General features: G+C 34.6%; 13 protein-coding genes and 2 pseudogenes. 6 read left to right on the top strand and 9 right to left on the bottom strand.

Annotation, left to right across the window (positions count from 1 at the left end):
* Positions 1 to 27: 27 nt before the first annotated feature.
* Positions 28 to 1,329 (bottom strand): globin-coupled sensor protein, encoded by a 1,302-nt coding sequence (locus tag NiCM35_RS03385; protein WP_095332173.1) that lies wholly within the window; start codon positions 1,327 to 1,329, stop codon positions 28 to 30.
* A gap of 214 nt (positions 1,330 to 1,543) precedes the next feature.
* On the opposite strand from NiCM35_RS03385, the gene NiCM35_RS03380 reads away from it, so the two are divergent.
* Positions 1,544 to 2,443 (top strand): 3-hydroxyacyl-CoA dehydrogenase, encoded by a 900-nt coding sequence (locus NiCM35_RS03380; protein ID WP_172860122.1) that lies wholly within the window; start codon positions 1,544 to 1,546, stop codon positions 2,441 to 2,443.
* A gap of 37 nt (positions 2,444 to 2,480) precedes the next feature.
* Here NiCM35_RS03380 and NiCM35_RS03375 read toward each other — a convergent pair whose 3' ends face one another.
* Positions 2,481 to 2,948 carry a hypothetical protein gene (locus tag NiCM35_RS03375; RefSeq protein WP_095332169.1) on the bottom strand — a complete coding sequence of 156 codons (468 nt, stop codon included), beginning with the start codon at positions 2,946 to 2,948 and terminating at the stop codon, positions 2,481 to 2,483.
* 2 nt (positions 2,949 to 2,950) lie between these two features.
* The gene (locus NiCM35_RS03370) at positions 2,951 to 3,739 is read right to left on the bottom strand and encodes a hypothetical protein (RefSeq protein ID WP_095332167.1); all 789 of its coding nucleotides are present in this window, start codon (positions 3,737 to 3,739) and stop codon (positions 2,951 to 2,953) included.
* A 203-nt stretch (positions 3,740 to 3,942) separates the two neighbouring features.
* Here NiCM35_RS03370 and NiCM35_RS03365 point away from each other — a divergent pair.
* Positions 3,943 to 4,644 (top strand): annotated as a pseudogene (locus NiCM35_RS03365) (HAD family hydrolase); the annotation flags it as partial.
* Positions 4,645 to 5,252: 608 nt separating this feature from the next.
* Here the strand turns inward: NiCM35_RS03365 and NiCM35_RS03360 are convergent.
* Genes NiCM35_RS03360 through NiCM35_RS03350 form a run of 3 tightly spaced genes read right to left on the bottom strand, consistent with a single transcriptional unit; the run spans position 5,253 to position 7,070 of the window.
* Entirely contained in the window at positions 5,253 to 6,155 is a 903-nt protein-coding gene (locus NiCM35_RS03360; protein WP_095332165.1) for an ABC transporter ATP-binding protein, read from the bottom strand.
* Positions 6,155 to 6,844 carry an ABC transporter permease gene (locus tag NiCM35_RS03355; RefSeq protein WP_433778609.1) on the bottom strand — a complete coding sequence of 230 codons (690 nt, stop codon included), beginning with the start codon at positions 6,842 to 6,844 and terminating at the stop codon, positions 6,155 to 6,157. The genes NiCM35_RS03360 and NiCM35_RS03355 overlap by 1 nt, the downstream gene beginning before the upstream one ends.
* A 55-nt stretch (positions 6,845 to 6,899) precedes the next feature.
* The gene (locus tag NiCM35_RS03350) at positions 6,900 to 7,070 is read right to left on the bottom strand and encodes a hypothetical protein (RefSeq protein ID WP_164463596.1); all 171 of its coding nucleotides are present in this window, start codon (positions 7,068 to 7,070) and stop codon (positions 6,900 to 6,902) included.
* Between the two features lie 149 nt (positions 7,071 to 7,219).
* On the opposite strand from NiCM35_RS03350, the gene NiCM35_RS03345 reads away from it, so the two are divergent.
* On the top strand, positions 7,220 to 7,921 hold the full coding sequence (locus NiCM35_RS03345; RefSeq protein ID WP_095332161.1) for a response regulator transcription factor: 702 nt from the start codon (positions 7,220 to 7,222) through the stop codon (positions 7,919 to 7,921).
* 1 nt (position 7,922) lies between these two features.
* Positions 7,923 to 9,644 (top strand): sensor histidine kinase, encoded by a 1,722-nt coding sequence (locus NiCM35_RS03340; protein WP_095332159.1) that lies wholly within the window; start codon positions 7,923 to 7,925, stop codon positions 9,642 to 9,644.
* Positions 9,645 to 9,996: 352 nt separating this feature from the next.
* Here NiCM35_RS03340 and NiCM35_RS03335 read toward each other — a convergent pair whose 3' ends face one another.
* From NiCM35_RS03335 to NiCM35_RS03325, 3 genes and pseudogenes are all read right to left on the bottom strand, one after another.
* The gene (locus tag NiCM35_RS03335) at positions 9,997 to 10,410 is read right to left on the bottom strand and encodes a DUF6678 family protein (protein ID WP_095332157.1); all 414 of its coding nucleotides are present in this window, start codon (positions 10,408 to 10,410) and stop codon (positions 9,997 to 9,999) included.
* Between the two features lie 17 nt (positions 10,411 to 10,427).
* Positions 10,428 to 10,941: pseudogene (locus tag NiCM35_RS03330) on the bottom strand (IS1595 family transposase); the annotation flags it as partial.
* A gap of 194 nt (positions 10,942 to 11,135) precedes the next feature.
* Positions 11,136 to 11,342, bottom strand: coding sequence for a hypothetical protein (locus tag NiCM35_RS03325; protein ID WP_123257303.1), 207 nt, complete (start codon positions 11,340 to 11,342; stop codon positions 11,136 to 11,138).
* A gap of 177 nt (positions 11,343 to 11,519) precedes the next feature.
* On the opposite strand from NiCM35_RS03325, the gene NiCM35_RS03320 reads away from it, so the two are divergent.
* Together NiCM35_RS03320 and NiCM35_RS03315 are read left to right on the top strand one after the other, a co-directional pair.
* Positions 11,520 to 12,194 carry a response regulator transcription factor gene (locus NiCM35_RS03320; RefSeq protein ID WP_095332153.1) on the top strand — a complete coding sequence of 225 codons (675 nt, stop codon included), beginning with the start codon at positions 11,520 to 11,522 and terminating at the stop codon, positions 12,192 to 12,194.
* Positions 12,191 to 13,222, top strand: coding sequence for a HAMP domain-containing sensor histidine kinase (locus NiCM35_RS03315; protein WP_095332151.1), 1,032 nt, complete (start codon positions 12,191 to 12,193; stop codon positions 13,220 to 13,222). Before NiCM35_RS03320 ends, NiCM35_RS03315 begins: the two co-directional genes overlap by 4 nt.
* The last annotated feature ends 13 nt before the right edge of the window (positions 13,223 to 13,235 follow it).

The following is a 13,235-nucleotide window of genomic DNA, read 5'->3' as shown; positions in this document are numbered from 1 at the left end:
TGCTTTCGTTCTTTCTTTATGTCAAGGTCAAAATCCTGCCACAGTTTCATTCAGTTCCTCTGTAGATACTGCCATTTTCGCTACCGCTTGATTAATCTCCTCTAGTAATTGAATAAGCAATTGTAAATCATTTTCTGTACTTTTGATCATTTTATTATTATCTCTGCTGCTTCCTAAAATGTTATCAAAAACATCTGTTGTCAATTTAATCTCGTGGTTACCTGTATCAACTACTTTGTTAATGGTACTAATTTGCTCAATCACATTAGCGATATGTGCAATAGTACCTTGGACTAGTTCTGTAATACTGGAAGAAGAGTCCTTTGTTTGTTCTGCTAATTTTCTTACTTCATCAGCGACAACCGCAAATCCTTTTCCATGCTCTCCTGCTCGTGCTGCTTCAATCGCTGCATTTAGTGCAAGTAAGTTCGTTTGATCGGCAATCCCTGTAATAACATTGACAATTCCACCGATTTTCTTTGAGTTATCTTCTAACTCATCAATCGTTTTCATTATTCGTTGAATATCTTCCTTCAGCTCTTGCATATTTTTAATTACTTTATCTAGTTGAAGCTTTCCATTTTCTGATCGTTCTTCCATTTCGATAGAACTAGCTAAACTTTTTTTAGCACTTGTAGCAATATGACCAGATTGTTCTACAATTTGCTCAACAGAAGCGCCCGTTTCTTCTGTCATAGCAGCCAAGTTTTCCACAAATCCTCCGACAAAATTCTTAATATCTATTTTCGCTTCTTGTTCTTTTTTAGCAATCATATTTTTTTGGGCATTATGCATGGAATCGATAACTAGTTGATTTTCTAGGTTGAATATTTTGGAAATGGCCATAAATAAAATAGTAGCTTCTTTTTCATTTAACTGTAGTTCTTGGTTGACCTTTATCATAATTTCTGTCATTAACAAGTGATAGACAGAAAGAAACCAGCGAATTTCCACACCTATTTTCACATACATTTGCGCTAACATTGCTCTTCTTTGCACGTATTCCCGATCAATTTTCCCATTAAAAAAAGATAAGAAATATTTCATGCTGTCTTCTGTTGAGATTCCAATCCTGGAAGTATCAATAATTTTAGACATACCTTCATGTGAAAAATGAAATGATTCTGTTCTAATAGCTGGTAGATGCTTTGCCACGATTGGTTGAATGCTTTTTAATAACGCTAAATCCTCTCTTTCTAAACCAATAACATTTAGCTGCATCTCATAATCTGACCCTTTTTCAATATCTATTGATACTTTATTTATTTCTTGGTCAATGAGTTGCTGAATTTTATTTTCTTTCTCTTTGACACCTTTTTTAAAAAGCATGGATTTTCCTCCTACTAAGTCCTTTTCCTTTATATCGGAAAAGAAAATGGATTTTACAGTAAAAAAGAGGGAATTATAAGAAATAAATGGGAAATAAATAATATATTTGTACCATACTCAAGTTGACAAGATTTTAATAATTGCGTAGATTTAAAAGAAGAATTGAAAGAAGTGGTACATATGGGCAAATTAGTTGAAAAAAGGAGCATACAACATGGATATTAAACAGATCACCGTTGCAGGCAGTGGCGTATTAGGAAGTCAAATTGCTTTTCAAGCGGCATATAAAGGATTTCAAGTTGCTGTTTATGATATTAATGATGAAGTACTAGAAAAGTCTAAAAATAGAATGAAACAATTAGAGGCATTTTATCAAAGAGATTTAGATGCAACACCAGAAGAGCTACAAGAAGTATATAACCGCCTATTCTACTCTACCAATTTAGGAAAAGCAACAGAGAAAGCAGATTTAGTCATTGAAGCAATACCAGAAGTAGTCCAAATTAAACGAGACTTTTATCAGGAATTAGCAAAAGTAGCACCGAAGCATACTATTTTTGCAACGAACTCTTCTACCCTTCTGCCAAGCCAATTTGCTGAAGCAACTGGTCGTCCAGAAAAATTTCTAGCACTTCACTTCGCTAATGAAATTTGGAAGAACAACACAGCAGAAATTATGAAGCATCAAACAACCGAGGAACAAGTATTTCAGACAGTGATTGCTTTTGCTAAAAGTATCGGAATGGTGGCTTTACCGATTCAAAAGGAACAACCAGGTTACGTATTAAACTCTTTATTGGTTCCTCTATTAGAATCAGCAGAAATGTTACTTGTGAACGAAGTCGCAGAAATTGAAACGATCGATAAAGCATGGATGATTGGTACAGGAGCGCCGCTTGGACCATTTGCAATGCTAGATGTAATTGGTATTACTACTGCTTACAATATCGTAAAGGGCAAAGCGGAAGCTACTGGTAACCCTGCTTATATAAAGCTTTCACACTTATTAAAAACAAACTATATTGATCATGGTAAATTAGGCAGAAGTACAGGAGAAGGATTCTACAAATACCCGAACCCTAGCTTCATTCAGCCAGATTTCTTAAAAAATTAACATTAAAAACAGTAGAGGAGAATAGATAGATTCTCCTCTACTGTTTTGCTTTTACCTTCGCTACCCCTAAAGCATAATGGCTAAATAATACATTCTCTATCATCTCCCCTTGCGACTCTTCGCAATCAACAATAACAATTATTTCAGATTGGAATCCCTTCAGTAATCTTCTCTTCTTTTTTACTATAATTTCTGTAAAAAGACGAATAACAAATCCTAGTAAAAAGCCAGCTGCCGCACCAATTAGTCCCCAGTATATCGGCCCCCATGCAAGCTTAAATCCTATACTTGCAAACACAACAGATAATGCCGTTGCTAATGCAACACCTATATCAATAAGAGAAGTTCCGTCTGATCGATGCAAGTCATCAAAAATCTTTCGTTGCTCGGTTCTATTATCAAGTGGAACAACAAATATATTTTCTTTTTTTATCCCCTTTTTTTCTAATGTGCTGAGTGCCATTTCTATAAAAACTGAGTGTTCAAATGTCGAAAATAATTGCATCTTTAATTCACCTTTTGCCCTTTTAATACTTGAAAAGACGAAGATTGATATTTCTCCCTAAAATAGAAACGTTGTTCTTTATCATATAGCTTATTGTTTTCTACCGTATTTATATAAGAATCAAATATTGCAAACCCATAAATAGATGGAAAAAACAAAAGCCACTCTGGATTAATCACATCCGTCGCTTGTTTAATCTCTCCCAAAAACAATAGGGACAAAGCTTCTAGTCCATGAGATAAATAAAAAAACACAACGCCCCAAATGATAACAAAGAATGCAGTTATTACTCTATGAATGTATAATTGCCCTAAACCAGGCATAAATAGGGACCAGATGATAGCCATGAGAGGATTTCTTTTATCAAGATAATTGATTTCCATGATACCGATACTAAATGAATTAAAGCGGTGCTCCTCTCTTTCTGCCAACACAAAGATTTTATTCAAATCTACCGTCGTTCGATAACTATCCCAAATAGCGAATATATAAACTGGGATATAAATGAGTAACCACCTTGTATCTAAGATTTCTTTAGCCTTTTCAATCTCTCCCTGAAAGGAATAAATCATCGACAAATTTAAATTGCTGTTTACATTTACTACTACTTCCCAAATAAATAAAACGAATCCTCGCAGATATTTGGATAATAAAAGATGACCAAATCCAGGGAAAGCTGCACTCCACCATGCAATGATATAAGGATTTCGCAGGTGAATTTGTGTAGTACCAAGCGTACTTACATGTGCTCTATATCTTCTTGCTGTATTGTCATTATTATAGTTGTCCATACTCACCTACACCTTTTCCATCTATGGATAATAAAAGAGAAATCATTACTAAAAGTTATTTTTAACAAAATCATGTAATTCCATCCATTTGCCGATTTTTTTAGTAGAATAGAACTAGAAGAAAAATAAACAGATTAGAATTGATAAGAATCTTTGGTTTATTAGGTTTATGTTAAACTGTACATAAATACATAAAGTTTCAAAAGGGGGAAAGTGAGTTGTCTCAAGCAATAATATTTGATATGGATGGTACACTCTTTCAAACAGACAAAATTTTAGAAATATCTTTAGATGATACTTTTCATTACTTGCGCTCGATCCATCAATGGGATGGAGAAACACCTATTGATAAATACCGCGAAATTATGGGTGTTCCATTGCCGATTGTGTGGGAAACATTATTGCCTAATCATTCCCTTAGCTTAAGAGAAAAAATAGATGCTTATTTTCTCGAACGATTAGTGACAAATATAAAAAAAGGCAAAGGGGCCTTATATCCAAATGTCAAAGAAGTTTTCTCCTATTTAAAGGAAAATGATATTTCTATTTATATCGCTAGTAATGGGTTAACAGCATACTTGCAAGCGATCGTTGAATATTATCAATTGGATAAATGGGTGACAGAAACATGCAGTATTCAGGACATTGAATCATTGAATAAGTCTGACCTCGTTTGTAGGATTATTAAGAAGCATGGAATTACTCAAGCAGCTGTTGTGGGAGACCGCTTATCTGATATAAAAGCTGCAAAAGAAAATGACCTTCTATCTGTCGGTTGTAATTTTGATTTTGCTAAAGATGACGAAATGAAGCAAGCAGATATGGTTATTGATGATCTTATCGAATTAACTTCCATCCTAGCAGCGTCACCTGCATTTCAAATAAAAAAAAATACGATTAAATAATAGCTCACTTATACCAAAGACCAAACATAGCCTCGGGAAAAAAGGGAATATGTAGACATAACTTTCATTTAACCCTATATATTTCCATGACCATTACGTTAATGTGAACCCAGTTTTGTTTGCTATTTTGATTGTCGTGAACTTAAATTTTGTGGTGTAAAACTTAAATCAGCTAAAATGACTGATATGTGTAAGTCCTATAGAAATAGCCGATCTCTCTTTCCGGTCTATTTCTTGGACTGCTTATTTTTATCCATTTCATCCTCATTATTAATATGACCTGTTATAACGTCTATTAAATCATCCGAAAATTCACTGATTTTACTCAGTTTCCTATGTTCCTTATTTTTATTTTTAGAATTTGGTTTATAATATTTAATAATCCCTCCAAAAAAAGCACCTATAAAAACAATCTAACTCCAATATGGCATGGATTCTAACCCTCTTGGCAGCAAATAAAACCAATTTATTCCCATTACTAAATAACTTATCAGAATTAACGTAGTTCCAATTATATTTCTGATCATACTTTAATATCTACCTCCATTTTTTATCCTTATGCCTCCTTCATTAAGTGTCTAAATGTCTAAGACCCCTAATTTAAGGGGTCAGTCCAAAAATATCTCTTCTAAAGTTGGTTCCTCAACATTGACTCGGTAAACATTTGTATTACATGCCGTTAGGGCTCTTGTGATTTCAGAAATTCTATTTTCTTCCTCAACTGTGATAGTAAGTGATTCCTCTTTTGTGTGAATTTCCGTACCTTTATCTTTAATCCATTGGTGAAACTTTGATAATTCTGAAACAGGTATTGGACTATGTTTAATATTTACGATAATGTTGGAACGGTAAAATGCTCTGAGTTCATTCATTGTTCCGATTTTTACAATCCTACCTTCTTTCATGATAGCAATTCTGGTACATAATTTCTCGACCTCATCCAAATTATGAGAAGTTAAAAAGATCGTCTTGCCTTCTCCATGCAGTCTTTTTATCAGCTGTTGAATTTGAATTGCTGATTCTGCATCCATCCCTGATGTTGGTTCATCCAAAAATAAGAGCTCTGGATCATGGATAATGGCTTGAGCGACACCAAGTTTCTTTTTCATTCCAAACGAGAACTTTCCTAATTTTTTATTAGCATGATCAGCTAATCCGACTGCTTCTAATACTTCAAGACACTCACTTTTTTGTGCAGTTTCACCAGATAGTGCAGAGAAGAACCGCAAATGCTCCAGTGCTGTAGTGGATTCGTAGAAACTTGAATAATCAGGCAGCACACCAATTTTTCTTTTAACCTCTATGTGATCTATATTTCCTCCTAACAAAGAAAATGAACCTGAAGTAGGTTTCGCAATCCCTGTCAGCATATTGATAAAAGTTGATTTTCCTGCGCCATTTCTACCCAAAAATCCAAATAATTCCCCTTCTTCAATTGTTAAATCAATTCCGTTAACTACTGTTACTCCGTTATACTTCTTTGTCATCTTTACTGCTTTAATAGCTGACATCAGCATTCCCTCCTCTTGAATAATAAATTAGTAAGATAAATTAAGATAGTTGCAACTACAAGAAGAACTAAGAAGCTATATTCATTTAAGTCCAGATAATAAAAAGGTGATACATATTTTAGCCAACTAATTGCTGGATTAGAAGTAAGCACAAACCAACCTCCTAATATTGGTAACAATATCCCTCCAAGAATTCCAAGGAACATTGTTGCTCCTGGCTTATTGATGAGAACGGACATTAAGAGAATGAATGATATCTGCAATGTAAGTAGGCTCATCGTCTGAGCAAAAACTAGAACATCTATTTTTTCTGTTGTTAGAGCAATTATTAAGAATGACAGAAACAGACAAACAAACCAAAACATCCAAATACCCAAAAACTTACCAACTATAATAGAAAATCTAGTTGTTTTAGTTACTAAAAACCGCATGGTTCTTTCACGGATTTCTTTATTTATACTGTCATGAGATAGACTCGCCACAAATAAATGTCCAAAAAACATAACTAAAAACAATAATCCAACTAAATGAGCTTCACCTGCCTCTTGCGCTGTCAGTTCCATTGCCTCAGCTATACCATCAGCAAACTTAGCTGAATAATAGGATGTGACTAAAAATACTAAAATTAATAAAATTGATTTAAACCCTTTAAATAATTGGAGAAATTCTCTTTTCCCTATAGTAAGCATAATATTAAACTCTCTCTTTCATCCTAAATTTTATCCTGATTCTCTTAAAGGCTGCTTAATCACTAACTTTTTTCTCTCGAAAATGGAAGAGAATTTGACCAATTAATCCAATCATCAGGATTATTGCTAAGCTAGAATAATTCTGAGCTGCAAACTCATTTCCAATATGTCTTGAAAGCATAATTACGGCCGCTACGGTTGCTATAGCACTAAATACTTTTTTCATTTTACACCTCATTTCCTTAATCTATAAGAATTATACCTATCGTACCTTAACCCTTTAAAATCAGAACCTTAATTCTTCCTTAATTTCTAATAATGAGGATAAAAAATGATATGATATCTTTATATTTGGACATTAGGGAGACGAATTATATGAAAAAGATAAGATTGTTAATAGTGGATGATGAACAGGCTATCCACCAGATGTTAAAGATTATTTTGCAGAAGGAAGGATTTGAGCGAATTGATACTGCCGAAACAGCGGAGGAAGCATTACAACTATGTGCAGTTAACGATTACGGCTTAATTTTTCTAGATGTCATGCTTCCAGATCGAAGTGGTTTTGATATTTGTCCTTTCATTAGAGAAAAGACAAATGCCACCATCTTCTTCTTAACAGCGCGGTCCACTGACCTTGATAAACTTTCAGGGTTTGCATTAGGTGCTGATGATTATATCACCAAACCCTTTAATCCATTGGAAGTAGTAGCGAGAGTGAAAGCTCATCTGAGAAGATATACAGCTAATACAGTAAAGGAATCAACTACATATCAATATGGTGACTTATTTGTAAATAGTTCATCTGGAGAAGTCATGGTAAGAGGAGTTAAAGTTTCCATGCCTGCACAGGTGTATCAGTTACTACTATATTTCTGCAAGCATCCTAATCAACTTTTCAGTAAAGCTCAACTTTATGAAAATGTGTGGGGCGAGAATTTTCTTGGAGAGGATAACACGATTATGGTTCATATACGCAAACTTAGAGAAAAAATTGAAGTAGATCCCAGCCAGCCGCAGTATATCGTGACAGTGAGAGGGCTCGGCTATAAATTATCTGTAGAAGGTTACAAATAAAATGAATATGACCAAACGATTCATCCTGCAATTCTTTTTTCAGCTTTTGTTTGTTTTTTTTCTCGTATCCATTATTTTTTTATTATTTTGGGCAATTATTGGTTTCACTGTCATGAAAAACGAACTATACTCTGACTTGACTCAGGCTGACTCATCTAATATGGAAGACTGGATATCAGTTAAAAATAGTCATATTTCTATATCCAATGATTTAAAGGATTTAGTCAGGAAACAGAATGGTTGGCTTGCTATCTTGGCGGAGGACGGAAATCCCATAAAAACATATAATCTGCCAAAGGGTACCTCATTCTCAAAAATCGACTTTGCCCTGCTACTTTCGGAAAGTGAAGATGATTCATACCATTACTATATGTGGTCAATTCAACAAGATACTGCTGAGCCCCTCATTGTCCTTTATGGAAAAGAAGTTGGCAGCAAGTCCATTTTAAATACTATTAAAGTTGCAGTAAACTGGCAGAAAAACCAACTAAATATTACCGATACTCAAGGAAAAACAATTACCAATAAACATGGTTGGGTTCAGCTGGTTAGTAAAGATGGTGTAGTTCAGGACAGTTATGAAGCAGACAATCAAAAGGATAGGTACTCTTTCCAAGAACTATTTCAGCTTACTAAGAACGAACAAAAGGATGTATCCACCTACTATAATAGAGAGACAGGTCAGGTTCTTCTAACAGGTACAGACCAAACAAACAGCTTGCAATCCGATACAGAAATAATGCAAGATACTGGGAACAAAATTCTTTTCCTATTTTTGCTTGCTCTTTTATTGTTAATTATGCTTAATATTTGGTTTGGTTATAAATTCGGTGCTCCACTTGTTACCATCATGAAATGGATTGGAGATTTGGGGAAGGAAAATTATGAAGAAGGGCATAACAAGCACTCTATGATGCTTACGAAAAAAGGAAAGCTACAACGGAAATATAAAATATATAAGGAATTGATTACCACACTTATCCAATTGACAACATCGCTGGAACAAAATAAACAATTAAGAAGAAAGGCTAACAAAGCTCGAGATGAGTGGATTAGCGGACTATCCCATGATTTAAAAACGCCGCTTGCCTCTATAGGAGGATATGCTGAGATGCTACAATCAGATCAATATTCATGGACTGAAGAAGAAGTTCGGACTTTTTCTAGCACAATCAAGGAAAAGGCGCACTACATGAAACAGCTTCTGGAAGATTTGACCTTAACGTATCAGCTTAGAAGTGAGGGCTTTCCTATCGCCAAGGAAAAAGTGGAAATAAATGAACAAATCAGACGAACTGTCATCCACTATGTGAACGGGCCTGCAGGACAGCAATATGAATTTGTATTTCAGCCTTCCCCTAAGGAACTGATTGCAGCAGTAGATCCAAAGTGGTTCCAACGCATTATGGAAAACTTAATTGAAAATGCAATTAAGTATAATCCACCAAAAACGACTGTCACAATAACGATCGGAAAGCTTGACCATCATTTGCTGGTAATTACGATTAAAGATAATGGTGTGGGCATGGATAATGAAACACTAAACAGATTGTTCGAACGCTATTACAGAGGAACAAATACAAGCAGCTCAATGAACGGAACAGGACTCGGTATGACGATAACAAAAAAGCTAATTGAACTCCATGGCGGTTCCATTAAAGTAAGAACTGAGCTTGAGAAGGGAACAACCATCAGAATACTCCTTCCGTTACTTGATGATTAAATTTATCTTTATTGTAAAAAAAAGATAAATTCTCAAGAATTTTCCCAGCATGTATAATGTCTCATGAACTGGTGAGTCTAATAGTTTCTGCTCCTGGTTTTGGGAGCAGAGCTTGAAGTTTAAACAAGCTATAAACAGTAATAGCAAAAAGGCAACTACTATAACATGGGCCATTCTCTTATATTCTTTTAACTGTATTTGATCGATAAAAAAACAATTGCATCCGATTGATTATGCTTTACTCGCTAGTTTTATTTATTAAAAACAAAGGCTCTGTTAAATTTTAATGTACAAATATGGATAGTAAGTAGGGGAACCTTTTTTTGGATCCCCGCTCTTTTTCATTTAGGGCTTAACAATTGAATGTTTCTGTACTTTTAACATAACCATAAATACAAATTATGCTATCTTCTTTAACAAACGGAATATTTAGCTTTTGTAATAATTCTATGAATTCATCAGTTATATCAAATCTTTCAGGTTCAATAAGTCTACCTCTACTTTTTACATACCTTGGTCTGATTCGCAACCATTCTATGGAATAGAACGGACGCAGCCCCTGTTCCCAATCACCCCAATACCATACATCTTCTATAAAAGTTTCTGGGTAAGGAGCATCTTCTAATACATACTTAACTTGATAAGGTGGGGTGAACGGCAATGTATCAATTACAAATTTCTGCAACTGCTCCCATTTCGTGTTGTTCATAACTGAAGCTAATTGTTTTTTATTTACAACTGCAACAACCTTTTGCTTTTCGTCCATATTCTCCCTCCTAAAATCTAAGCTTTAAACTTTGATAGGCGTAAACTATCATAAGTGTCGGTCATCTCAAATACAAATGATGTTAACAGAAATTCTTTAATATTGTGTTTTATGCTTTCTTACTACGGTTATCTACAAACAAAAACCACGCGAGATAGTTGTCGAGATACTTTGTATCTACACATTTAAAACGGTCTATCCATCGTTTGATTTAATTCGATAATGTTTTAATCCTTTTTCCTTTCCATAGGTTTTATAGGCTCTCCAAGCATCTTGTAACGAGTAGATTATCAGTTGTCAGTTTAGAGCCAATATACTCTCCACTATGATTTTAACGACATTCCCCATACAAGCTACTTTTGAGACAGTTGCTTTGATACGGTCTCTTGCAATAAGAACACAAACTTGTTCGTGGCTTATGCCTCAAAGGTTGGATTTCCCGCCACGTTTACGAGGTTTGCGTTCCGAAATCCTACGTTGACCTTTTTGAGAGTACTGGAAATGGTTCTCGTTAACTTCAACGATACCTTCAATATTAAGCTCCAACTCCTCCGCTTATTTTATCATAATTATCTAAAGTGATTTTAAAAGTTCTATGCAAGAATATGACATGTTTACGAATCAGAAATATCTTGCCTATCTACACAGGAATTTAATCAAACTTTTTTATAAATGAGCAGACCTTATTAAAAGACGACATTTATGTATCTTTCCGGCTATCTGCTTCAATTTTTAATAATCTCGGCAATATTCATAAATTTGCTAGTACGAAATCCCCATAAATCGACATTTCCAATAAATTTGTAGTTCTGCTCTATTAATAAGGTTTCTAAGCTCTCTTTTCGCTCTTTAACTGGAAGTTTATATTCATCTATCAAATGTGCTTCTTCTCCTACTATTTCATAATAACTAAATAAAATGGTGTAACCCATTAAAACGATCTCCTCTCTACTACCTATCCAAATGTCTACTTAATGATTATCCGGTTTCTTCTTTATGTTTCTTAGTATACCGTGGTAAAGTAAACTGAATATAAACTTCTCTAAATTAATTTTCAGTTTACATTTTTATAATAAAATAGGTATAACTTAAATGAATGGAGGTATTAGATGTTTAAAATACTCGTGGTAGAAGATGATACAAATACTAGAAAATTAATGTGTGCTGTCTTAAAGCACCATGGATTTCAGACTTATGCAGCTAAAGATGGGATCGAAGCTCTTCAGATAATGGAAAAAGAGCATGTTGATTTAGCTGTACTCGATTTAATGATGCCCAAAATGAACGGGTACGAATTAACACAGCATTTGCGGCAGACGTGGGAGAACCTCCCTATTTTAATGGTTACCGCCAAGCAGGAGGCAGCAGATAAACGAAAAGGATTTCTTGTTGGTACGGATGATTATATGACCAAACCAGTAGATGAAGAAGAAATGATTTTACGTATTAAGGCTCTGCTGCGGAGAGCGAAGATTGTAAATGAGCATCGTTTAACAATCGGGAAAACTGTACTCGACTATGATGCCCTTACCGTTTCTCGTGAGAATCATGTTATTACCTTACCACCTAAAGAGTTTTTCTTATTGTTTAAACTATTATCATATCCAAATATGATTTTCACTCGAATTCAGCTTATGGATGAAATCTGGGGAATGGAATCTGAAACGGATGATCGTACACTCAATGTCCACATTAACCGATTAAGAGACAAGCTTCGTGATTTTCCAGAGTTTGAAATTTTAACAGTCAGAGGACTTGGTTATAAGGCAGTGAAAAAAGGATGAGAGAATTTTTCACAAAACGTTTAAGCCTTGCCATTACACTAGTCATGTTTGTTTTTGGCGTCATGATGGCAACAGTCCTAGTTGTTGCTGTTATAACTTTTGCTTTACAGCATTTAGGGATTATTTCAGACAATAGTCAGCTTCCCGTATTCCCGCTCATTGCCTTTTTAGGTTTTTGCATTTTACTTGGGACTTCCCTAACAGCCTTTCTCAGTAAGAAAGCATTAAATCCTATTCGGACGGTAATTGATGCAACCCATAAAGTAGCCAGCGGGGATTTCTCTGTACAAGTTAACATAAAGGGAATAGGCGAATTAGAAGAATTATCTCATAGCTTTAATAAAATGACCCAAGAGCTTTCTGGAATTGAAACATTACGAAGTGATTTTGTTAATAATTTTTCTCATGAATTCAAAACACCTATTGTTTCATTACGCGGTTTCGCAAAATTACTAAAAGAAAATAACTTAACGGAAGAGGAAAGACAAGAATATCTTGATATAATCATTACCGAGTCTGAGCGCTTAGCTGCACTCTCTACAAATGTACTCATCCTATCAAAGTATGAAAATCTCGAGATTATTACCGAAAAAACTCCATTTCGATTAGATGAGCAAATTCGAAAAACGATTGTATTGATGGAACCAAAATGGTCCGCAAAAGATATAGTCATAGATGTCGAGCTTGATGAAGTTACTTATCACGGAAATGAAGATTTAACTCAGCAAATTTGGCTAAATCTTTTAGATAACGCTATTAAGTTTTCCGAAATAGGCGGAAACATAACAATACATCTCACTAAGTTCAAAGAAGAAGTTTGTTTTTCGATTCAAGATAATGGTCCTGGAATGGATGACCAAACAAAAAAACGTCTTTTTGATAAATTTTATCAAGGCGATACCTCTCATTCCCAATCGGGAAATGGTTTAGGATTAGCACTGGTAAAGAGAATCGTCGAACTATGTAACGGGAAAATTTATGTGGAGAGTGAAAAAGGAAAAGGGAGTATTTTTATGGTGAGGCTCTAAGCTTGTTTGAAGA

Origin of the sequence: Niallia sp. M35 (assembly GCF_050971705.1) — a bacterium.
Classification (GTDB): Bacteria; Bacillota; Bacilli; order Bacillales; family Cytobacillaceae; genus Niallia; species Niallia circulans_A.
This window is presented reverse-complemented; position numbering and strand designations above follow the sequence as displayed.

What these genes read in the sequence shown, in the direction of transcription:
- NiCM35_RS03340 (WP_095332159.1), top strand. Translation starts at nt 7,923, where the DNA reads ATGAATATGACCAAACGATTCATCCTGCAATTCTTTTTTCAGCTTTTG.
- NiCM35_RS03385 (WP_095332173.1), bottom strand. Translation starts at nt 1,329, where the DNA reads ATGCTTTTTAAAAAAGGTGTCAAAGAGAAAGAAAATAAAATTCAGCAA.
- NiCM35_RS03320 (WP_095332153.1), top strand. Translation starts at nt 11,520, where the DNA reads ATGTTTAAAATACTCGTGGTAGAAGATGATACAAATACTAGAAAATTA.
- NiCM35_RS03355 (WP_433778609.1), bottom strand. Translation starts at nt 6,844, where the DNA reads ATGCTTACTATAGGGAAAAGAGAATTTCTCCAATTATTTAAAGGGTTT.
- NiCM35_RS03315 (WP_095332151.1), top strand. Translation starts at nt 12,191, where the DNA reads ATGAGAGAATTTTTCACAAAACGTTTAAGCCTTGCCATTACACTAGTC.
- NiCM35_RS03375 (WP_095332169.1), bottom strand. Translation starts at nt 2,948, where the DNA reads ATGCAATTATTTTCGACATTTGAACACTCAGTTTTTATAGAAATGGCA.
- NiCM35_RS03325 (WP_123257303.1), bottom strand. Translation starts at nt 11,342, where the DNA reads ATGGGTTACACCATTTTATTTAGTTATTATGAAATAGTAGGAGAAGAA.
- NiCM35_RS03345 (WP_095332161.1), top strand. Translation starts at nt 7,220, where the DNA reads ATGAAAAAGATAAGATTGTTAATAGTGGATGATGAACAGGCTATCCAC.
- NiCM35_RS03380 (WP_172860122.1), top strand. Translation starts at nt 1,544, where the DNA reads ATGGATATTAAACAGATCACCGTTGCAGGCAGTGGCGTATTAGGAAGT.
- NiCM35_RS03360 (WP_095332165.1), bottom strand. Translation starts at nt 6,155, where the DNA reads ATGTCAGCTATTAAAGCAGTAAAGATGACAAAGAAGTATAACGGAGTA.
- NiCM35_RS03370 (WP_095332167.1), bottom strand. Translation starts at nt 3,739, where the DNA reads ATGGACAACTATAATAATGACAATACAGCAAGAAGATATAGAGCACAT.
- NiCM35_RS03350 (WP_164463596.1), bottom strand. Translation starts at nt 7,070, where the DNA reads ATGAAAAAAGTATTTAGTGCTATAGCAACCGTAGCGGCCGTAATTATG.
- NiCM35_RS03335 (WP_095332157.1), bottom strand. Translation starts at nt 10,410, where the DNA reads ATGGACGAAAAGCAAAAGGTTGTTGCAGTTGTAAATAAAAAACAATTA.